18 protein-coding genes are annotated in these 20916 nt (G+C 53.2%); 9 read left to right on the top strand and 9 right to left on the bottom strand.

Features of this window, described 5'->3' with window-relative positions; translation table 11 throughout:
* Nucleotides 1–13: 13 nt before the first annotated feature.
* Nucleotides 14–1105: an aromatic ring-hydroxylating oxygenase subunit alpha gene (locus tag GOW92_RS09340; protein WP_170560134.1), complete on the bottom strand. Its 1092-nt coding sequence runs from the start codon at nucleotides 1103–1105 to the stop codon at nucleotides 14–16.
* Between the two features lie 458 nt (nucleotides 1106–1563).
* Here GOW92_RS09340 and GOW92_RS09335 point away from each other — a divergent pair, with 458 nt between their 5' ends.
* Nucleotides 1564–2076, top strand: coding sequence for an Lrp/AsnC family transcriptional regulator (locus GOW92_RS09335; protein ID WP_254452965.1), 513 nt, complete (start codon nucleotides 1564–1566; stop codon nucleotides 2074–2076).
* 689 nt (nucleotides 2077–2765) lie between these two features.
* On the opposite strand, the gene GOW92_RS09330 is transcribed toward GOW92_RS09335, so the two are convergent.
* From GOW92_RS09330 to GOW92_RS09315, 4 genes are all read right to left on the bottom strand, one after another.
* Nucleotides 2766–4106 (bottom strand): sensor histidine kinase, encoded by a 1341-nt coding sequence (locus GOW92_RS09330; RefSeq protein ID WP_170560132.1) that lies wholly within the window; start codon nucleotides 4104–4106, stop codon nucleotides 2766–2768.
* Complete coding sequence (locus GOW92_RS09325) at nucleotides 4106–4765, bottom strand: response regulator transcription factor (RefSeq protein WP_170560130.1); 660 nt, start codon at nucleotides 4763–4765, stop codon at nucleotides 4106–4108. Before GOW92_RS09325 ends, GOW92_RS09330 begins: the two co-directional genes overlap by 1 nt.
* 44 nt (nucleotides 4766–4809) lie before the next feature.
* On the bottom strand, nucleotides 4810–5442 hold the full coding sequence (locus tag GOW92_RS24770; protein WP_217356536.1) for a PepSY domain-containing protein: 633 nt from the start codon (nucleotides 5440–5442) through the stop codon (nucleotides 4810–4812).
* A gap of 164 nt (nucleotides 5443–5606) precedes the next feature.
* Nucleotides 5607–6161 carry a hypothetical protein gene (locus tag GOW92_RS09315; RefSeq protein ID WP_170560128.1) on the bottom strand — a complete coding sequence of 185 codons (555 nt, stop codon included), beginning with the start codon at nucleotides 6159–6161 and terminating at the stop codon, nucleotides 5607–5609.
* Here GOW92_RS09315 and GOW92_RS09310 point away from each other — a divergent pair.
* Entirely contained in the window at nucleotides 6148–6756 is a 609-nt protein-coding gene (locus GOW92_RS09310; protein ID WP_170560126.1) for a hypothetical protein, read from the top strand. The genes GOW92_RS09315 and GOW92_RS09310 overlap by 14 nt on opposite strands.
* A gap of 256 nt (nucleotides 6757–7012) precedes the next feature.
* On the opposite strand, the gene GOW92_RS09305 is transcribed toward GOW92_RS09310, so the two are convergent.
* A complete protein-coding gene (locus tag GOW92_RS09305) occupies nucleotides 7013–7201 on the bottom strand; it encodes a hypothetical protein (RefSeq protein WP_170560124.1) in 189 nt (62 codons plus the stop codon).
* A 329-nt stretch (nucleotides 7202–7530) separates the two neighbouring features.
* Here GOW92_RS09305 and GOW92_RS24915 point away from each other — a divergent pair, with 329 nt between their 5' ends.
* Nucleotides 7531–7917 carry a hypothetical protein gene (locus GOW92_RS24915; protein ID WP_254452964.1) on the top strand — a complete coding sequence of 129 codons (387 nt, stop codon included), beginning with the start codon at nucleotides 7531–7533 and terminating at the stop codon, nucleotides 7915–7917.
* Nucleotides 7918–8765: 848 nt separating this feature from the next.
* On the opposite strand, the gene GOW92_RS09295 is transcribed toward GOW92_RS24915, so the two are convergent.
* Entirely contained in the window at nucleotides 8766–9713 is a 948-nt protein-coding gene (locus GOW92_RS09295; RefSeq protein WP_170560122.1) for a hypothetical protein, read from the bottom strand.
* A gap of 750 nt (nucleotides 9714–10463) precedes the next feature.
* On the opposite strand from GOW92_RS09295, the gene GOW92_RS09290 reads away from it, so the two are divergent.
* The 6 genes from GOW92_RS09290 to GOW92_RS09265 all read left to right on the top strand — a co-directional run bounded on the left by GOW92_RS09290 (nucleotide 10464) and on the right by GOW92_RS09265 (nucleotide 17537).
* Nucleotides 10464–10895 carry a c-type cytochrome gene (locus GOW92_RS09290; protein ID WP_170560120.1) on the top strand — a complete coding sequence of 144 codons (432 nt, stop codon included), beginning with the start codon at nucleotides 10464–10466 and terminating at the stop codon, nucleotides 10893–10895.
* Nucleotides 10896–10906: 11 nt separating this feature from the next.
* The gene (locus GOW92_RS09285; protein ID WP_170560118.1) at nucleotides 10907–11248 is read left to right on the top strand and encodes a copper resistance CopC family protein; all 342 of its coding nucleotides are present in this window, start codon (nucleotides 10907–10909) and stop codon (nucleotides 11246–11248) included.
* 2 nt (nucleotides 11249–11250) lie between these two features.
* On the top strand, nucleotides 11251–12117 hold the full coding sequence (locus tag GOW92_RS09280; protein ID WP_170560116.1) for a copper resistance D family protein: 867 nt from the start codon (nucleotides 11251–11253) through the stop codon (nucleotides 12115–12117).
* A gap of 8 nt (nucleotides 12118–12125) precedes the next feature.
* Complete coding sequence (locus GOW92_RS09275) at nucleotides 12126–12563, top strand: c-type cytochrome (RefSeq protein ID WP_170560114.1); 438 nt, start codon at nucleotides 12126–12128, stop codon at nucleotides 12561–12563.
* A gap of 2013 nt (nucleotides 12564–14576) precedes the next feature.
* The gene (locus GOW92_RS09270; RefSeq protein WP_170560112.1) at nucleotides 14577–16136 is read left to right on the top strand and encodes a class I adenylate-forming enzyme family protein; all 1560 of its coding nucleotides are present in this window, start codon (nucleotides 14577–14579) and stop codon (nucleotides 16134–16136) included.
* A gap of 186 nt (nucleotides 16137–16322) precedes the next feature.
* Complete coding sequence (locus GOW92_RS09265) at nucleotides 16323–17537, top strand: YbfB/YjiJ family MFS transporter (RefSeq protein ID WP_170560110.1); 1215 nt, start codon at nucleotides 16323–16325, stop codon at nucleotides 17535–17537.
* 112 nt (nucleotides 17538–17649) lie between these two features.
* Here GOW92_RS09265 and GOW92_RS09260 read toward each other — a convergent pair whose 3' ends face one another.
* A complete protein-coding gene (locus GOW92_RS09260; protein ID WP_217356535.1) occupies nucleotides 17650–19302 on the bottom strand; it encodes an NAD-dependent malic enzyme in 1653 nt (550 codons plus the stop codon).
* A gap of 762 nt (nucleotides 19303–20064) precedes the next feature.
* Complete coding sequence (locus GOW92_RS09255) at nucleotides 20065–20730, bottom strand: hypothetical protein (RefSeq protein ID WP_170560106.1); 666 nt, start codon at nucleotides 20728–20730, stop codon at nucleotides 20065–20067.
* Nucleotides 20731–20916: the final 186 nt, after the last annotated feature.

Genomic DNA, 20916 nt, shown 5'->3' with positions numbered 1-20916 from the left:
TGTTCCTTCTTGCTTAGGCACCAGCTACGTCGCGTTCGATCAGATCCTGGAAGGCGCGCACGCTGTCCTCCCAAGCGGGCGACAACAGGCCTCCATCCTCGGCGACTGGGGATTTGCGGCCCTCAAACATGCGTTCAACCATCTCGTGATCTTCCTTGTGGACATCCCACCACAGGTTTCTTAGGCCTTGTATTTCCTCGGCGCTCAGCTCCTGACCTTCTGTCGTGTAAAGTGCACGGTACTGGCGCATTTTCCCGGGGCCTATGGGCACGTTCAGATAGACGCCCAGTTGGTCCGGGAAATAGCGGCCCAGAATGAAATTGGGGTACAGTGTCAGATAACGAGAGCTGACACCCAGACTGCCGGATGTTCCCAACTCTTCGTTCAGGTCCACGGCGCTGCCGATGCAAGTGCCATCGGTGATGGTATAGTGGTTCTCCAACGGCTGATCAGTGGTTGAGGCATGGACAAACTGAACGTGGTAGGGCTCGATAAAGTTCTCCATGATCAGCTTCCAGTTGGTGCCAATCTCACCAAAGTCGAGCAGGCCAATTGGTTCCACTCTGGTGAAATCCATCCCCTCCAGCCGGCTGATCAAAGGGGCGGCATAGTCTTCGAAATCAGGCGCGTTCCCGTCCAGATTGACGAAGATCCAGTCATGCCAGACATGGGTGCGTACGGGCTTGAGGCGATGATTTTTCATGTCAAAGCCATCGAATTCCTGCTTGCCGGTTCCGGCAAAATGAGGTGCAGCCCGCAGACGGCCATCCAGGTCATAAGCCCAAGCGTGATAGGGGCAGCGGATTAGCTTGCCGACGTTCTTAGGCTTGTCGACCAATGTCATGCACCGGTGCAGGCAAACGTTGTGAAAAACCTGGATATCGCCATCACGACCGCGCACCGCCAGCAGTGGCAAGTTTGCGCATGTGACCGGATGAGCGTCGCCGGGGTTTGCCATCTGATGGGCAAACCCGATGAATACCCAGTTCTTGGCCAGGACAGTCTGGCATTCCCGTTGCCAGAACTCTTCGCTGCGATACGCCCCGGCGGTCAGCCCGTGCTGAGGCCCTCCAATGGCCTGGGCTCTATCCTCGGCAATTGTCATTTGTCCTCCCTTAGACACTGCCACCCGCACCCGTCAGTCCAACGACAGGCGCATGGTTTTTCCGTTTCTCGCGGTCTTCCTACTTGCCGGTTCTGTCCCGCCGCACTTGGACCTGAGGCTCCAACTGCGAATATCGCATTTCCCGTCCGGCGAATTTTCGTTATTCGCGATTACCTGGAATTTTTAGACAAGAATCAGAAATAATCTGGCCAAAAAACGGCATAGCAGTACGAATTTCGAATAATGAGATCGCGTGGATTGCGGGAGTCGCAATTCCAACGGAATATTATAGAAAATTTGGCAATCGGCTCGCCTCACCGCCCTTGGAATCTGCGGTGCAGAGGGCACAAGGATGTCGTTTTCTGCACTTCCAGCCACAGAATTCACAGGGGAGAATTGCGGATTTCGATGTCCTCACCTAGTCTCGGCTACGAATGCAGCAATCGAGCATCGGGTATATGGCAGTCAAAAAGCAATCAAGCGTGCGCGCCACCGCACAGAGCATTAGGTCCCCAAAGGATGACTTGAACCAACAGATCATCCGGCTATTGCAGCAAGATGGCAGGATGGCCTTTTCTGAGATTGCGCAGCAGTTGAACGTGTCCGAAGGAACCATCCGCAACAGGGTGAGCGGTCTGCGAGACAATAACATGTTGCGGATCGTCGCGATGTCGGATCCTGTGGCCACGGAGTACACAACCGACGCAATGATCGGGTTGAACGTGGCTGTTGGCGTGACCCCACGCCAGGTGGCGGAGCGGCTTGAAAAGAACCCTCGGGTTGTTTTTATTCTGTGGGTCGCGGGCCGATATGACCTGATTATCGAACTCGTCAGCGACGACGATGACGCACTAAGGGAATTTCTTGAACATGAAATCCACGCGAGTGACGATATTGCAAAGGCCGACGTTATGCCGGGGTTGAAGAACTTTAAGAACCAATTCCTGCTAAAGCAGGATCTGAAGGAGTGATCAGGTAGCAGTCGATCAATGTTGCAAAAAATAGCTTTAAACTGCGTTTCCTTCTGCGAATTGATGCTTTGCGTTGGCGAGCAGTCATTCAGCTTAGGCGTGCGAACAGCGGCTTTGTCCGCGTTGCGGTTTTTCCAATCAAGCCTAGCGTGTGACCGGTTAGGACCGAGCGCTGGGGCAGGGTATTCTGCTGATTAGTCAAGCCCAAGTAAGACACACTGTGCCGACTTCCAGGTTGCGAAGAGGCTCATTAGCTTTCTGTTGCACGTCGACTTCTTGCGCCTTGGGAACACTCGAAAAGCGCTGTCGGATCACCTTAATGGTGAGACTGCAGTTACAACAATATCAGCTAGTTAGAGGTTTGAATTTTTGAGTCTCTAGAATTCGAGATTTTCTAACCAAACAATTTAAAAGCGGTCGTTTGTTTAACGCGCAGAGAGTGACTGCAATGAGCCTAAAACCCACAAGATGGTGCATGCTGCTCGAATAACTGTGAAGCGCAGAAAGCGGACTTTGCAAAGTTCGCCCTGTGCCACGTACCAGTTTTTCTACATCTCGCTGCAGGTCCGCGGTCGCGGCCAACATTGCTACCGTTCCTTGCAGGAGAAGTGCCGAAGTCGTTCAAATTCACATTCTTCACAAATGAGTTGTACTTCGATTGCCTGAATCCAGGGGCTGGTCTCGGCTATTCACGTTTGTGTCTTTCCTGAAATTAGAATCCGGCAAGCCAAGCCGCCGAGGCTAGAGGATGTACCCAGTGTTAGCTTGCTGCCGTAGGCGTTCAACAAATCAACTGTTATGGCCAAACCCAAACCAGTGCCTCTAACAGAAGTGTCCAGCCGCCCTCCGGAATGCAGTACCCCTTCACGTGCATCTTCCGGAATTCCAGGTCCGTCATCCTCAATGCAAATCTCAATACCGCCCTCAACACGTTTGGCAGCTATGTGAGTTCTTGTCCGACACCATTTCAGAGCGTTGTCGAGGAGGTTTCCAATCACCTCTTCGATGTCTTGAGCGTCCATTCGGACTTGAAGCCCGCTCTCGCATTCTCTCGTTAAAGATTTTCCTTCACGCTCTGCCGTGACCGAGAACAATCTGGATAGCCTATATACCGAATGAGTAAGATCAGTTCGAGAGTATGTAAGTTCAGCGGTATTTGACGCACGCATGCGTGCAAGGGAACGCTTGAGCTGAGCATCAATCCTGTTCAACGCGTCGTCGGCAGGTTGGGTATCCACTCCGTTGTCCGACAAAGCCGTCAGTTCGTTTCGCAGTATAGCAGTCGGAGTTTTTAGCGCATGCGCCAAATCAGCCGCTTGCCGTCGGGAGCCAGATACAATCTCGCGGTTCCTGTGCAGCAATTGATTAAGGTCGTCGACAAGCGGCGAGACCTCTTCAGGATAGTCTTCCGGCCTAAGATCGTCTCCCTTGTCCCAGCGATGCGTCACATCTGCGCGCAGCTTCCTGAGGGGGCCAACAATTGCAGACATTAACACCAACGAACCAGCAACTCCGATCAAGCCAACCAATCCAAAAACCGGCAGCAAGTTGTCCTGAGCAGCCCGGCGCTCGCTGATCAGCTCTCCTCTACTTTCAGCGACTATCACGCCCCATTCCGTTCCGTCTTCGAACGTGATTTTCTGAAACACACTGCGTACGGACTCATTATTCGGGCCAGCGGTGTTCCAGACGACCGCCTCTCCACGTAAATCAGCAGGTTCGGAAATCGTTTCGTCAAAGAGCGACGCGGAAGTAAATATGGCTCCGCTGCCATCTGTCACTTGCCAATACCTGCCGGAGTAGGGCGTTCCGTAGGCCGGGTCGAACATGACATCACGCAGAGCTTCAGGGGCGTCTGTTGTTGCGCTCAAGCCCACAATAAGTTGTGTGTGCCTGTCGCGCAGCGTTTCATCAAACTGCTCCAGGACACGGGTGTTGATGTAGGAAAACACAACGAGCGTTCCGACCCCTACAGAAAGGGCGCCAGTCGCGAGGCCACCAAGCAACGCGCGTTGGCGAAGCGACAACATCAGGCGGTATCGATCATATAGCCGCGCCCTCTGACAGTTGTTATAAGTTCAGAGCCTAGTTTTTTGCGCAGCCGGGTTATGAAAACAGCAATGGTGTTGGAATCCCGATCGCCGTCGTATTCGTAAATGTGTTCTGACAATTCGGTACGCGAAACCATGCGTCCCATGTTGTGAGCAAGGTAGGTAAGAACGGCGATCTCTTGTGCGGTCAGATCCACAGGAATTCCACCAACACTGACGCGCCCGTTTCGTGTGTCGAGCGAGACATCCCCCATTTCGATCAAGGGGTTCAACTGACCGCTTTGTCTGCGCAGAATTGCACGCACACGTGCTGCCAACTCGGGCATGTGAAACGGCTTGGTCATGTAATCGTCCGCGCCGGCATCCAGGCCATCCACGCGCTCGCTCCACCCATCGCGAGCCGTCAAGATCAATACAGGTGTCTTTACGCCTGCACTACGCCATTCACGCAGGACTGAAATACCGTCGCGTTGTGGCAACCCGATGTCGAGGATGATCATGTCGTAAGGTTCGGTCGCGCCCAAGTGCAGGGCGTCTGTTCCATTGTTGGCCACATCTACGACACGACCTTCTGCACTTAGAAGTTTCTTGATCTGCTCGCATAGCTGCGGCTCATCTTCGGCCAGAAGTACTCTCATATTCAAAAACTACAGTCACAACGGTTTTGGTTTAAGCACTATTTTTAACGATCGCCTTTGCCGTTCCCGCCAGAATTCCCGCCGCCGTTGCCATTGCCGCCGCCGTTGCCGCCAGCGTTGCCGTTGCCATTGCTGCCGCCGTTGCCACCAGCGTTACCGTTGCCATTGCCGCCGCCGTTGCCACCAGCGTTACCGTTGCCATTGCCGCCGCCGTTGCCACCAGCGTTACCGTTGCTGTTGCCGCCACCGTTACCACCAGCGTTGCCGCCACCGTTAACATTGCCGTTGTTTCCACGGCTCGCAGGAGTATTGCGACTGTTGCTAACGTTGGCAGGTGTCGAACGCGCTGCCTTCGATATTTGTCGACCAACACTGGATCGATTGGAAACGACCGTACCGGTCTGGGCATTCACAATTACACTGACAATTTTTCCATCGGGCTTTTTGACAAGAATGCGATAGTAAATTTGATCAGCCTGAAACGCGCGGGCATCAACCGGGGTGCCACCAAAGGCTTTCTCGACGCCTTTGATAACCCGATTCAATCGGATGGTGCCCCCGGTCAGCGTCGCCTTGCGCAGTTCACCTTGCTTGAGCTCGCGTGTCTGGGCAGTCGCTTCCTCAATCGGCAAAGCAACCAGCAAACTTGCAACAACCAAGATCACCTTCGCACGCATGAATGTCCTCGTAATTCGCAGCTAGAGACTACGTCTTTCGACATGAACCGATGATGAACAAGCAGTTAGCCCTGCGTTCAAGCACCCTCAAGTTAAATGGAAACGAACTTTGAAGATTCGTACGTGAATCGAGACTTTAGAACACAGAGAGCCGATTTAAAGAATTAACGTCCGCTGATTTCCCCTGAGGAGGCTGTTATGAAAACCACCAGTTTGGGACTGTTAAAAGCATCAACCTTGGCAATCGCATTGCTGGGATCAACTGCCATCGTGGCCACCATCGCCGCGCCGAATGTAGCCATTGCAAAGGAAGGCAAAGGCAATGGCGGAGGAAATGGCAACGGTGGAGGAAACGACGGCGGAAACGGCAAGGGCGCCGACAATGGAAACGCCGGAGGAAAAGGCGGCGACAAAGGTAACTCAGCTAAAGGAGACCGTAGCGACCATAGTTCCGCCAGTAACAAAGGCGGAAAGAAAGGTGCAGACAAAAGCCGGGGCGGGCGAAATGCCGGTGAAACTTCTGCCGGCAAGTCAAAATCAAAGGCCTCACGCTCTGCTTCGGGCAACAGCGGTCGTTTTTCCTTAAGGGACATCTTTAGCGGAAAAGGTAAATCGAGAACGTTTACCACATCCAAGAAAGGTGGGACCACTTCTGGAGGTAAGCAAAAACAGAGAACGTACCAGAAAACGTCGAAAACCGTGATTGTGGAAGAATCCATTCGTCCTGCAGTCCGCACCAAGGGGAACACGATAGCTTCGCTGCTGGGTGCTCACCCGTCGGAACTGGGCGCATTGAACGCGGCGAACGCTAGCGAGACTGCACTGGCAAACGCAGCCCCCAATTCTCGCGTCGGTCGAATAGCAAATTACCGCGATACCGTGTTGGAAGGCGAGCCGCTTCGCGAGGAGCTTGCGGAGCAGTTGGAAGAACTCGCCGGATTGGAGCCACCGGAACGGCCCGTATCTGAGATCGAAGATGACTTAGAGGTTGCCCTCAACGACGTCCAGGAAAATCAGGAGCTTGTGGATGAGCTTGAACAAGCACTAGAAGACGCCGGTGGAACGGATCCTGAAATCGAAGAACAGCTCGAAGAAGCACGTGCAGATTTGGACAGTTCGGTCGAAGAAGCACAGGACCTGAACGACGAACGACAGGCTGCCGTTGAATACGAAGAAGCAACCGAGGAAGTACAGGAGCTTGTTGAGCTGGTTGACGAACAGGAGCTGGCTGAGCGGGAAGCTCTGGAAGCCGCAGCCAACAAACCCGTCACCGACGCAGTTGAAGAAGAGGTAAAAGCGTTGCTGGGTCTGTAACGAAAGATCCAGCCTCTTCTCGTCAATCAACTCGAAGTGCTGACCACTCACGGAAGCACTCAGCGCCGGGCCAGCCAAATGCTTCCCAAGACTGAGAAGCGGCTGGCCCGCAGTTCATTGAGTTCGCCAAAGGTTGCGTCATTTTCCCTGGGGCGCACAAAAAGAAACCCCGCCCCAAACCGGAGCGGGATTCAGTTATCAATTCCAATATTTTGGACGAATATCGGGAATTGTTTGAGAGTCTGCTGAACTGTCTTCAGACGTTGTTATGTGCCTCAATAAGCCGCTTGTTTTTAACGATTTCTGTCAGTGCATTTTCTATAGGAGGGAAGCGACCGCTGCTCGACCTTGTCGTGGTTGACAAACGTTCTTCGGCAACTTTACCGGAGGTTTGCATCACAGTCGTTGGGCTGGATTCTTCAGTCACAAAGGCAGACTTAATCATGCGTTTCCCCTTGTCAGCGATCAAACGGTTTACCACTCGTTCGATCCAACGTGAGCACTATGCCTCAGTGTGATTGAACACTTTGAGAACACATTGTTCACGTTCGGTTAATGTTGTTCGCGAAATAAAGACAAAGGATTAAGCGGGCGACGAGGTGGACGAAGAGCACCCTAGCCTGGCATTTTGGTTGGATCGTGCGATCATAATCTCATCACATGGTCTAAGGTTGTAAACAATTTATCGAACAGGAAAGCGACTCTTCGCTGATGCACTCGCCAAGTCCCATTCAAGGCCATATCTAGCCTATAAAGATAGAGAAGGTGCTCGTTATGAAAGAACTTATTGGAATTTTGGCGCTGGCATTGGCCGCTCAAGGTGCGTCACCTGCAAACGCAAATCCCAGTTTGTGGAGCCATAACACAGGGCAAGCTGGTGGAGTTGGCGCTACCGAGCCAATCCAAGTGAAATCCAAATCCGGACATTGTCCCCCAGGCTTGGCAAAAAAAGCAGTCCCGTGCGTACCGCCTGGACAGGCCAAAAAATACCGTCGTGGGGACTACATTTATAATGGGTATACCCGAATCGATGATCCCGGCCGGTGGGGATTACGGCGCAATGGATATTACGTACGAGCCGGAAACTACGTTTACGAAGTAAACCGCGAAACGCATCAAGTGTTGAACCTGATAGGGGCAATCGCCGATGTCCTGAATTAAGTTCATTCATAGTTTCTCGCACCAAATTCAGTTTGCGGTCATTCGGTCGAATTGTCAGATTCGAAGCGATGGGCTCGCGCAAGACCTCAGTTATGGAGAAGAATTCCTCTAAACTGCGTCTATGGTTAGCCTGCACGAGGCTTTGGTGAAGCTTTTCGTCACGGAGCTGTTTCTTGGTTTCTTAAGCAACTCGGGATTAGCAATGCTCAGCTGGGAACGTCCGGTTTGGGCCAAGACCGTTCATAAACAACCACTTAACCTACGGCAACTTTGTCTGCAGAGTAGACATTCCTACTAGCGCGGCGAATGACTACTTCGAGCCCAATGTTGATTGTTTTTGGTAGTGTTGCGATCAGTTAGCCCGTCAGTCAATTGAGCGATCACCATCCTTATCTGCGGTAGAGAAATCCTTGTCCATTTGTGCCCTGAACTCACGTTCGGACACCGAACCGTCGCCATCGCCGTCTGCATCCAACGCGATTAATTCCCCTTCATCAATGGCTACGCCTTCCGCCTATGCTGGAGCGGCCACGGCAAGGATAGCTGTTAGCAAGAGAAACTGATTTTTCACAAGCTTTACCGCATTTAGCACGCAAAACGTGAGCCTTGGACAGCACCTACTGTGGCGCCACCTGCGGTTAAAGTATCCCTACACAAACCGTCTCCGAATTGATTGCCGATTGCCCCACCGATGAGCGCTCCGCCTATCGTCCCGGATGCGCAAGCAATCTCGTACTGGCATTGAGCTTGCTTCTGTGGCGTCGACGCAGACCCAAAGGTTTGCAACACCATAGCCCCAAGCCAAGCGATTGTTAGCAAGCGCAGAGGTTTATCGTCGCTACGATCGCTTACTGAGGGACATGACTCGGTGGATCTACCATGATCATGCCATCAAGCAGTGATCCGACCTCGTAGCCCAAGAGATCTACATCCATTCTCATTGGGTCGCCGAACGCCCATGCACCAACTTGCCATTGCATCCGCATATGACCAACGTATTTCACGAGGTGGTCCAGGCCCGAGATGTTTTCGGCGAACAGCACTTGGCGAGAGTCGAATTTCTCAGGCATCACCCGTTGCAGGTATTGCAGAACGACGCCTGTGTTCCCGACGAAGTTGGGTCCGTGCGTGATAATATAGGTCTGGTCCCAATCAGCGGCGTCAATGCCTGCGCGTGCCGCAGTCACCGCATTGTGCAGCGCATTCAATTCAACCTGGGCTGCGCGCGTCATGTTCTTGGACCAATAGGGGCGGATGTCGTTGATGGCATCAGCGACCATTTGAGGGGTCAGGGTTTCTTTTGAGAGCGCTTCGGTCACAAAAGCGTTTGCCTTTTCCAGCATGGCAACCTGGTCGGCGAGTTCTTCCGGCGAAAGACCTATGCCATCGATTGCTGTCAGGAACGACTCAATCTCAGTCTGAATTTTCGAAAAGTCGCTCATCCAGCGGATCTTTCCTGCGTCACCCTCGGGCCAGGGCGTAACGGAACCGATGATACCCAGCAACACATGCGCGACGGACTTGAACTGGTCATAGGCTGGTCCAACACGCGGGTACACCTTTTGTCCGTGCTCGGTTACCACCGTCACGTCCCGTGCGATGATCATAATCGGACGCGTTTCATCGGTAAGGGCCTCCCGTCCACGATAGTAGATATCGAGCATCGCCTTATCGAATGTGTCCGACGCTTTGAGAGCGTTTGGGTCGGCTTCTTGCGCATCGAGCGTCGTACCGGCAAGAACCATACTAGTCGCTGCTATCAGGACGTTTTGAAGGATTGTTCTGTTTTTGGACATTTGAGGTACCGCTGGCATTAGAATGCGGGCCTATACTAGCCGCAATACTTCTTGGGCGGAATAGCGCAAGGAGTCCGTTTGATAGGTGAGCGGCGCTTGTTGGAAACCTCACATTGAAGCTGGCAAACTTGAATTGGGACCCTTGCCAAAGAATGTCAGTTTCGTCCGCAGAGCAGTCGTTCGTGATAATTCTACGAACGTCTGCACCGAGCTCAAAACTAACAATGCTGAACAAAACATCAATGTCAGCTTTCATTGTATTAGTACCTAGGATAGGTTCTCAGTGTGAAGTTCGCTCGAACCATAACTGCAACACTTCTTGTTGTTTTGTTGGGCCTGATGACAGGGCTCGGCGACCGCGCGCACGTGATGCTAGAGAATTGCAATGGTGGGCATTGCGAAAGCCACGTGCATACGTCCGTAGTCGGTCACCATGTTAACCACGCCTCAGTTTCGCCAAGTGGAAGTGCACCACATGAGCCAGACGGCACCACGCACGAAGGATGTAATCCATTCCTTTGCAATGTCGCTGCGCTCACGGCGCAGGATTTCCAAGCGACACCTGACCAGCGCGTGATTGTAGCGGCGTGGCAAGCCTCAAACCTCTCGACGCTCAATGAACCGGACAACCCGGACAGACCACCTAACGCTTAAAACAGATTTCCGACGCTGTTCACGGTAGTGAACACGTTCCAGTGTGCTGCGATTTAACTGCGGCACCGCTCTGTTACACAAGGTTAGGACCAGTACATGAACCGAAAATATCTCCTGATCGGCACTTGCGCAGTGGTAGCCATCGCTGCCTATATCACCCTACGTGCCTCCCCAGTTGAGGACCCAGCGCAGTCGGCGCCTACCAAGGGCAATGCAATGGTGATCATTCAGATGCCGACGATCGAAGGAAACGCGGCCATCGGGCAGCGCATATTCGAAAACGCGTGCGCCGCATGCCACGGCAGCAACGCGGTAGGCGTTGAAGGCGTAGGGCCGCCGCTGATCCATGTTATTTACGAACCCAGCCATCATGCAGACGAGTCCTTTCAACGCGCTGTGGCAATGGGCGTCAGAAGTCACCACTGGCAGTTTGGCGACATGCCTCCGGTTGAAGGCTTGACCCGCGGTGACGTGGCTATGGTCGTCGACTACATCCGCGAAATCCAGCGCACCAATGGAATAAACTGAGGAACCTCCCAATGAAGAAGCTCACCACATTTGCATTGATTTCCATGCTTGCCACAAACGCTTTTGCCCATTCGAGCGTGGACACGACCACACCGGAAAACGGCGCGACAGTTGCCGAAGTGCCCTCTGAGATCAGTTTCAATTTTGCGGATGATATTCGCCTGACAAAAGTCGACATGATCCATCAGGAGGCTCATACCGTCACACTCGATCTTGGAGACCAGACAAGTTTTCGGCGGGCCTTCGCGCTCCCGCTTCAAAGCATGGGTGAAGGGACCTATCGCATTGAATGGCGGGGCTTGGGTGCAGACGGACACGCCATGCAGGGCGAGTTCACTTTCACAGTAGACTGAGCATGCCCGATATCTGGGGAATAGGCGCGATTTTGTCCAAGCTGGTGCTGTATATTGGCATTAGTGGTGCGACTGGTCTTTTGTTAATTCGGGCTACTTTTGCCGACTTGGTGTCGCCTCTGGGCGATATGATGCGTGGTCAGATTGCTCTTTTGGCGGGGCTTGCGCTTGCGGGCTCTGTCCTCGGGTTCATGCTGCGCGGTGCCGCCCTGACGGGCGGAGCTGATGGTATGACCGATCCAGAAATGCTCGGCCTGTTGTGGCAGACCCCGGTTGGAGACGTGCTGGTCTATCGGGTTGTTGGGACGGTTTTGATAATCGTCGGGATATTTATGCCTCTAGTCGGCCAATGGATCGCGCTTGCCGGCGGAATGATCGCGCTGTGGTCATTCGCCCAAATCGGGCATGTGCCCGAGTTGGAGGTAACCGGCGTCCGTGTGCTATTGCTCTTGCACCTTCTGGGTGTTGCGTTTTGGATTGGCATACTTGGACCGTTGCGCGACCTGTCGCAACGGCCAGAATATCTGAACAACGCGGCCATGTTGGGGCATCAGTTTGGTCAGGCGGCTTCGGTAATTGTCCCTGCGTTGACTTTGGCGGGACTGCTGATGGCTTGGATGTTGCTTGGCGATATGTGGGCGTTAATGACAACGGGCTACGGGCAAACCCTGCTAATCAAACTCGCGCTCGTGGGCGCGGTACTGATGTTAGCCGTCGCAAACAAACTGCGCTTCGTTCCGGCTATGCAATCCGGGGACAATAAAGCCGCCCGCCATTTGGTGCGCTCCATTGAAATCGAAGCTGTAATCATTCTGGTGGTCCTTGCGGCAACCGCGACGCTCACCAGCGTCTTGACCCTACCAAATTGAGGTATCCCATGATCAAGCGGGACTTTTTGATCGTCATATTTTTCGGCTTCGCAACGGGTGCAAGCGCCGATCACGAAATGGACGACCGGGATTTGAGCAATGGGCAGAATCTTTACGCCGAAGAATGCGCGTCCTGTCATGGCGTCAATCTCGAAGGACAGCCAGATTGGCAGACACCTGACGACAACGGTGTTCTTCCTGCGCCGCCTCATGACGAGACCGGGCATACGTGGCACCACGACAATCAGCTTTTGTTCGAATACACCCGACTGGGAGGCGAGGCGTCGTTAGCCGCTCGTGGCGTCGACGGCTTTGCAAGTGGCATGCCCGGATTTGGAGATGCCCTCACCGATGACGATATTTGGGACATTCTCGCCTATATCCGTTCTACTTGGCCTGAACGTGTTCAGGAAATTCAAGCGGGCCGCAATCCGCCGCATCAGTGACGCAATGTCGTGGAAATTGCCATAGGGTTTGGATAACGAAAGCTCACTTTCGTCCGCGTTGCGGTCTTTCCGGCAATTGGTTTGGATGTCTTTTGCCAAAACTATTGGTTTACGTGAAGGAAGAAGGCGGCTCCGTAGTCATTTTCAATGACGTCGCTGCTTTGGCGGAGCTGCACTACGGCTCCTCTGCCGAGCCTCATCACGGTTTGAACAAAGGGCTTACCGCAACACTTCGCACGGCAATTGAGTAGGCGCTGTTTGGAAAACGCAATAGAAACCCGTTGCCGATTGGCCATCTTTTCGTCGTCCGCTTTGGGCTCGAACCAAACCTTCGATGTGGCTGACGCAAACGGCCACTTTGGGCCGAGTGCTGGGGCAGGGCATTCTGCCGATCAACTAAACTCAAGTAAAACATACTGCGCGGGTTTCCAGGTTGCGAAGAGGCCCACTGGCGCTCCGATTGACGTAGACTTGAAGCGCTTGAACTGTCGAAACATTCGAAAAGCGCAAAATCTCAATTTATTGAATTCATTGGGAGACGAGTCTCAGTAATTCGGTCCCATTATTTTCGTACTCCGACAAGCGCAACGGCAGTAGTTCATTTTCCGTGTAAGATATGTTATGTTAAATATATTGTTTTTATCCAACAACAGAAAGCCAAAAACTTAGGCCCATGGAACCCTGTAAATTTCCGTGCCTATTCTCAGGAGACTCCAAACCAATCTCTCTTCGATGCATGTGGTGCTACACCGAAGAGAGCGTGTGATGAGGTCCAGACCGAGCTGTATTCACCGCACAACCGCGACCTGTAAGTTACCTGACGCGGTGTTGGATAGACTATCGATTGCAACCCATTCAAACCAATATGAAATCATAGTGGATCACGGATTTGTCAACGCGCATCCAAGAAAATTAGTAGCGCCAGAGTGACATTGTTCCTCACCGGTTTGCCACTGGTGGTCAATGTCCAAGTCGGACAGAAACCTCTCACGTTGAATGCCGATACCGCAATCTGACGGCAGGCTCATAGTCAAACAAATGCCCGGGATCGGTCCGGATCATGCACTAGGCTAACTGACATTCTTGCCGCCTGAAACATCTGTTCGGAAGCTGCCTGAGACAAATGTCGGGCCACGTAAGCTAACGATCACCAGTGTCCTGCCCTTACTCTTGCACATGGCGAAACCAGGCAAATGGTGACTCAGGATGGAGGAGAAAGACACTGGGGCGTGTGATCTATTTCGCATTGTATCGGACAGAAGTGGAAAGACTAAAAAAGGTCAGGACCAACCCCGCGCTGTCTACATCGCGGAGTACTTTAAAGCCGAGAATGGGGCCGGTATCGCGACAGAGTGCAGCCGGTCTTGTATTCGCCAGCTTTTCAATCGCAAACGGAAGCCGTCACGTCCTTCACAAAGTTGTCCAGTTCGGCCCCGGCATTCGCACATAATGACGAGGCCGTGAACTGTGGGGGCCGTGATGGTTCACAATTGCGCGGATGGCGCTTGCTGTACGCAACTTCCCCCATCCAAGCCTGCCTGGAGTCAGCATTTCGGGCCGGTGCAACGGTTTGCCTCAAATTTTTTGAATGGCTGCAATGTTGAATTGGATTTTTCGCGCATAGAATAAATGAGCGACAATGGCCAGTGTTGTGCAAAAGCAGTGCGCGCCGACAATCGCTACGGCGTACCGAAGCCTCTATTCCCCGCCCCTATCCATCAGAAAATCCGATGGATTGTACATGGAACCGGCCTAAAGGGTGTCTCCGGATGTGCAACGCTGGCAAGAAAAAAGTCAAATGAACAACCGCGGTCTCGATCTCTGGCATAGCCACCGCGAGCATGGTGAAAAGAGCAAAGCCCACAAGGGAAGTCACCGGCATCACCAAGACAAGTTGACACATAATCCGCCGCGCGATCATTCTCACAAGGTAGATGTCAGGTACGACAAAAAAAAGTTTAACAAGAGATGGTGCCGCGCAGCAGCACAAGTGGGTTGGTTTGAGGAGAAGACATGCCGGTAATAGGACCGCCGCTGGCTGCATCTGCGGATTTAACTGATCTGTTTCGCCGTGGCTTGGCAGCAGATCCCAAGGCGATTGCGCTATATGCATTGGACGGGTCTTGGACCTGGCAGGAGCTGGATGCCGCCTGCACGCAGCTAGCGCTGAGGTATCTGAGCCTGGGACTCGCACCGGGGGACCGGGTGGCGTCTATCATGCCAAACTCGGTGGTTCTGGTGATCCATTATTTAGCCTGCATGCGGGCCGGATTGGTGGCTATGCCACTAAACTATCGCTATACGGCCTCGGATATCGACTATGCGCTGGGATTGGCGACCCCAGCGGCGCTTTTGGTGCATGGCGAGCGAGCCAAAGATGTCGCTGCAGTTCCAAATGCGACACGATTGCCTGTGAGATTGATCTCGTATGCAGCTGAAATTGATGGAGCGCTCGCCTTAGAGGATCTGCTGGACGGAGAGAATAATGGGACGCTGCCAACAGTTGTTGCCGAAGCGCCGGCATTCATCTTTTTTACCTCCGGAACCACGGGCAAGCCGAAAGGGGTGACGCATAGTCATGCCAGCATGGGAAATATGGTGGCGAGCAATGCGCAAGGACTGGGTCTGGGCCCCGCGGATGTTGTACTACCGGCTTCTTGGATTTCACATACTGCCGGGTTGCGGCTGACGTTTGCAGGGCTTTGGGCCGGTGCCAGGACGAATGTTGTGCGGCGCTTTTCCCCGGATGAGCTCCTGGGACTGCTGCGGCAGACGCGGCCGACGGTTGCTCAAATCCTACCCGCGCCTTTGGCCTCATTGGTCACAGGGCATGGGGCGGTTCGTGATGACTTTCGCTCGTTAAAGACGTTGATGGCAGGTGGAGACAAGCCCTCGCGGAAGTTGGTCGATGCATTCGGGGCTGTTGCGGGTGTGCCAATTGGCGCGTTTTACGGGATGACGGAAATGGGCACATCGCATTCCAACACCCATGGAGGGACAGAAAAACTCGGCGCCGTTGGGTTGAACAATCCGGGCTATGTCTCGGTGCTTCGCGACGAAGCCGGTGAGGAAGCGCCTATAGGGATAGACGGGCGGCACTGGGTAAAGAGCCCCACGATGATGACGGAGTATTGGAAGAACCCCGAGGCGACGACGGCGGCGTTTCGGGATGGCTGGTTCGATACCGGCGATTTGATGCGCCGGGATGAAGATGGTTATTTCTGGTTCCGAGGGCGACAGAAACAGATCATCGTTCATGACGGCTCGAACATCAGCCCGGCTGAGGTGGAAGATGCGCTGACAGCGCACCCAGCCGTTACGGCAGCTGTGGTGGTTGGGGTGCGAGATGAAATGCATGGCGAGGATGTTTGGGCGTTTGTGAGCTTGGATAAAGGGATAGCCCCGGTACGTGCTGCAGAAATTATCGAATTTGCGCGAGAGCGGATAGGATACAAAGCACCGGATGTGGTCCGTATTATCGAAACCCTGCCGCTGACTATGGGGGGAAAGCTAGATCGGATGGCGTTGAAGCGGTTGGCCGCGGAAGAGAGTGGTGCCGCGCACGTGCTATGACGTGTTTTGTTGCCATCTTCGAAGTCCGCCCGGTCGATGATTAACCGAAGTTATGCATTGCGGACTGGTCGGCCAGACTCTCCGCTGCAACTTTTAAATGAATACAACTTAAAATTGCCCTGAACTGAACCACTGAGGCCTGTGACGGATCAGCTGGGATTGCAGGACCACGCGCGTTAGGGCACGATGATTTTCCTATTTGGAAGGATGTTCATGCCCACGGCGAAGCCTACCAACCCTTGGCTCATTTTGCTGGGCCTTGCGCTTGGTGTCAGCGTATCCAATGCCTTTGGCCGCTTTGCATACGGTTTAATTTTGCCATCAATGAAAAGTAGCCTCGGTTGGAGTCTTACTCAATCTGGTTGGCTAAACACTGCCAATTCGATTGGGTACATAGTGGGTTCGATTCTAACATTTTTATTGATCCGGCATTTCTCAACGTCGCGGCTGTTTGCAAGCGGTACTATCGCCACTGCTGTTTGCCTTCTGGCGACTGGATTTGATGAGAACCTCGTGTTTCAAACTGCTTGCCGTACATTGGTGGGATTGTTCGGCGCACTTTCATTTGTGTCGGGCGGCGTCCTGGCGGCGTCGCTGTTTCAGAATAGCGCTCGAAAGAACGCGCTGGCAATCGCCTTGTACTTTGGTGGTGGCGGTGGACTTGGTATCGCACTATGTGGCGCAACTCTTCCAACCTTTTTGGACGTATTCGGGGCCCAATCATGGGACTGGGCGTGGATCGGGATCGGCATAGCAGCTCTGACGATTTGCCCGTTCTCGGTTTGGGCGTCATCAAGATTGAGCGAAACCGAGCACGACACTGCACTGCCTTCAATCCCACCGGTTCGCAGAATGCTTGGCCAACTTGGCGGGTATGCGCTGTTTGGAATGGGTTATATTGTCTACGTAACCTTCATCGCTGTCTGGATGAAGGAGCAGCATTCCAGCGTCCTGTTGACAACGGCAACGTGGATGATCCTTGGGTTCAGTATTATGGCGTCGCCATTTGTTTGGCGTGGAGTCTTGGCCCGCTTTGCATCGGGAACACCAATGGCTCTTATCCTAACTGGTGTCGCATTTGGTTCAGCCCTGCCCATTCTTGTTTCGAATGGATATGGTTTGATTTTGTCTGCGCTGGTATTCGGATTGTCGGTCTTTATGCCGCCTACCGCCGTAACCAGCTTTGTGCGCCAAAATGTGGATCAACAGGATTGGGGCGCAACCATCAGTTTTTTCACAGTGGTCTTTGCTGTCTCACAGGCACTGGGACCTATCGGGGCTGGTATCATCGGGGATTTAACCGGAGAGATAGGAGACAGCCTTGTCGTGGCGTCTGCGGTCTTGCTGGTCGGTGCCCTTTGTGCTGCGGTACAAAAGCCGCTCAAACGTGAGGCAGCGTAACCAACATAGTCTGGTCCACGCTCAGAAACCGCGTTTTGTCCCCTAAAATAGGCTCGGTGACTTCTGGGCGGTACAAAGGGAAGCCTTCCGGCCACTCCAACGCCGGTCTGGTTCAGGCAATTTCCTCATAATGCGGGACCCAGAATTTCGCATCTATCGCTGCTTTAAGGTCATTCTCTTTGGAATTAGGCGCAACCCCATCCAACTGTGCCTGTTGACCAACGGCAAAGGCGATCGCCTTGCTGACTTGGCGAATGTCTTCCACATCGGGCAGCAAGCTAGCGCTGCGATCGGACTTTGCAGGCGACAATGTGGCCAGAGCCTCGGCGGCGGCCATGAACATTCCGTCAGTGACCCGGCGCGCACCGGCGGCCAACACACCCAACCCCATTCCAGGGAAAATATAGGAATTATTGCACTGTGCGACGTGGTGCGTCTTACCGTTATAAACTACGGGATCAAACGGGCTGCCGGTAGCGACCATTGCGCGGCCATCTGACCAGTGAACAATATCCGCGGGCACGGCTTCAATTCTGGATGTTGGGTTCGAAAGTGGCAACACAACCGGGTGTTTTGTGTTAGCCGCCATCACACGAATGATCTCCTCTGAGAACAAGCCGGCCTGACCGCTGACACCAACCAAAATGTTGGGTTTGGCATGAGTTATCACATCCAGCAGTGAGATTTCATCTTCGGACCAGCTTTCTACTTTGGTAAGGGGTTGGACAATTTGCTTTTGGAACGGCAGAAGGTCTGTCATCGCATCGGTCAACAAGCCGTTCCGGTCCACCATGTAGATACGCCCGCGCGCCTCGGTCTCAGATAATCCTTGGCGGATCATGAGTCGGACCAGTTGCTCGGCAATGCCCACTCCCGCTGACCCGGCCCCGAGGAACGCAATGGTGGCGTCCTTTAACGGAATATCCGTTACGTCGGAGGCGGCTAGCAAAGTACCGGCTGTAACCGCAGCGGTTCCCTGAATGTCATCATTGAAGGTACACAACTGATCGCGATAGCGCGCAAGAAGCGGTGCCGCGTGTTGTTGTGCAAAGTCCTCGAATTGAAGCAGTACATCTGGCCATTTGCGCTTAACTGCCTGCACAAATTGATCCACGAAATCGAAGTAGTCATCCCCGCTTACACGTTCATGCCTCCAGCCGATATAAAGGGGATCTTTCTGCCGTTCCTGATTGTTGGTGCCGACATCCAATACCACCGGGAGCGTTACAGAAGGGTCGATTCCCCCAGCAGCAGTATAAAGCGAGAGCTTACCGATCGGGATTCCCATGCCACCAGCACCCTGATCGCCCAATCCCAAAATTCGCTCTCCATCGGTGACAACAATCGCTTCAACGGAGGGCAAGACGACATTTTCAAGTATGTCGTCTATCCGGTCACGCTCGGGGTACGAGATTATTAATCCGCGTGGGTGGTCGTAGATCTCACTGAACTTTTTGCAGGCGTCACCCACAACAGGCGTGTAAATTATCGGCATCATCTCAGACAGGTGTCGTGCCAAAAGTGCGTAAAACAGAACCTCGTTGTCATCTTGCAGACCACGAAGATAAATGTGCTTGTCCAGCGGCGTCTCCTCGCGTTCAAAGGCCGCATAGACACGGTCTATCTGGGATTCGAGTGTTTCGATGTGTGGCGGAAGAAGGCCCAACAACCCGAGCTGTTCTCGTTCGTGCATTGAAAAGGCGGTGCCTTTGTTCAGGAGAGGGTTAGTCAAGTATTGTAAGTTTACAGGACTGGTATCGACCATAAGCTGTCCTTCCGGATTGGCACGCACAGGTTGCACGCATCTGTCCGGTAAGGTCAGCATTATACGGCGAAAGTTGCAACGCGATTGCGGATCATGTGCGCGCCTTCGATACCTGAAAGAGGTGCGGGCTTAAAAGACTCCAAGCCGGGCATCGGGCGCGGTCGGCTTTTGATGAACCTGTGATCTTGTTCCACAAAGCCAAATAAGTATCTCCGCCCGACTGTTATGATCGGGATCGCGCAACGAAATCCTTTGAGCATCCCGTTTGTTGCTTTGATACCAGATGTGTTGCGCCGCTTTTGTCGACAACTATTTTACAGTAGACCCTTGAGTTCCAACATACGGGCGAAGAAATTTGTCGCGGCCAGTTTGATTCGATGTGTTGAAAGCATGAAATCGAGGCTCTTACAGAGTTTTCCGACCGCTCGTCAGACACAAACCCCTGATATATATATAAGTTAATACAGATATCGCCGTTCGCCGGAACCAGTCGCATGGGTCTTTGCAGCGACGTGATGCGTCAACGATTGCGGCAGGGTATCGCGTCACTCAGCGGTTTAGCGTGGCGAGATCAGTCTTTCGGATACTGTGCACATTGGAAAGACATCATGAGCCGGCCTTCGCCCTGATACGACCGAGACGTCATCCACTAGTTAACTCCGAAAGCGTATATGGCAGAAAGTTTGAACGGTACCCGCAAAGCTCCATTTTTAAGACCTCCGGTCTCTTGGTGCCTCTAAACGGCCAACAGGCGCTGCATGATCACCGCCAGCACCAGGCAAACATGCTGTCATCGGCAACTGGCATCTCGACCGAGGCCGCTAATGGCGAAGAGCTTTCAAAAAATTCAACGGCGCGGGGTTTTGCCAGCAGATCCGTGAAAGAGCTGGACCCGAACACGGTTGGTTCTTTGAGGTCCAAAAAATCCCCGTAGAGGTGGGTGTCACTCAGCCGCAGCACGTAAGCAGATCCATCGAAACCGGTTGCCGAAATGGAAAAGGCCCCTGCCCCGTCCGCTGCTACGGAATATGCGATCTGCGCCTCGGTTCCCGGCGGCAGCGTCAAGCTGTTCAAGACCTCCGAAACCTCGCCCGCCTGATCAATCAGACCCGACCCGTTCTGATCGTCCAACCGGAACAAACGCAAGGTATTGCCTATCTGCGGCTGCCAGTTGAGCGCAAATACGGCCCCATCCGCCACAGTCAGGCAGCCCACATTCATCTTAGAAGACAACGCCTTATCAGCCAAAATGAATGGCACAACTTCCCCGGACGAGACGGTTCTGTTTCCGCCAAAGCCGATTGCCAAGGGCACCATACCGAAGTTCGTGCCGGCCAGATCCAGCCATTGGCATATCTCCACGTGTTCACGTGCAGTTGCCTGGCGCCGCCGCTCGGTTTCGGGAACGCAATAGTTGAAGATGTTCATTTCACCCAACTAATCAGAAATTCTTATCGTAAAATCAGAAATTACCAACGCAAAACTTATCAAATACCCTGCTCATCAATTGACAGTTCCGCGATTCCGTCGCATCTAGAATTTGAATCAGCCACTGGAACCAGAGTTCCGGAAGCGTTTGAGAAATCACAGTGAATTCAGAATTTTACCCGGGTT

Origin of the sequence: Ruegeria atlantica (genome assembly GCF_013032505.1) — a bacterium.
GTDB lineage: Bacteria > Pseudomonadota > Alphaproteobacteria > Rhodobacterales > Rhodobacteraceae > Ruegeria > Ruegeria atlantica_F.
The sequence above is the reverse complement of the archived record's forward strand: the minus strand, read 5'-3'. Positions and strand labels throughout refer to the sequence as shown.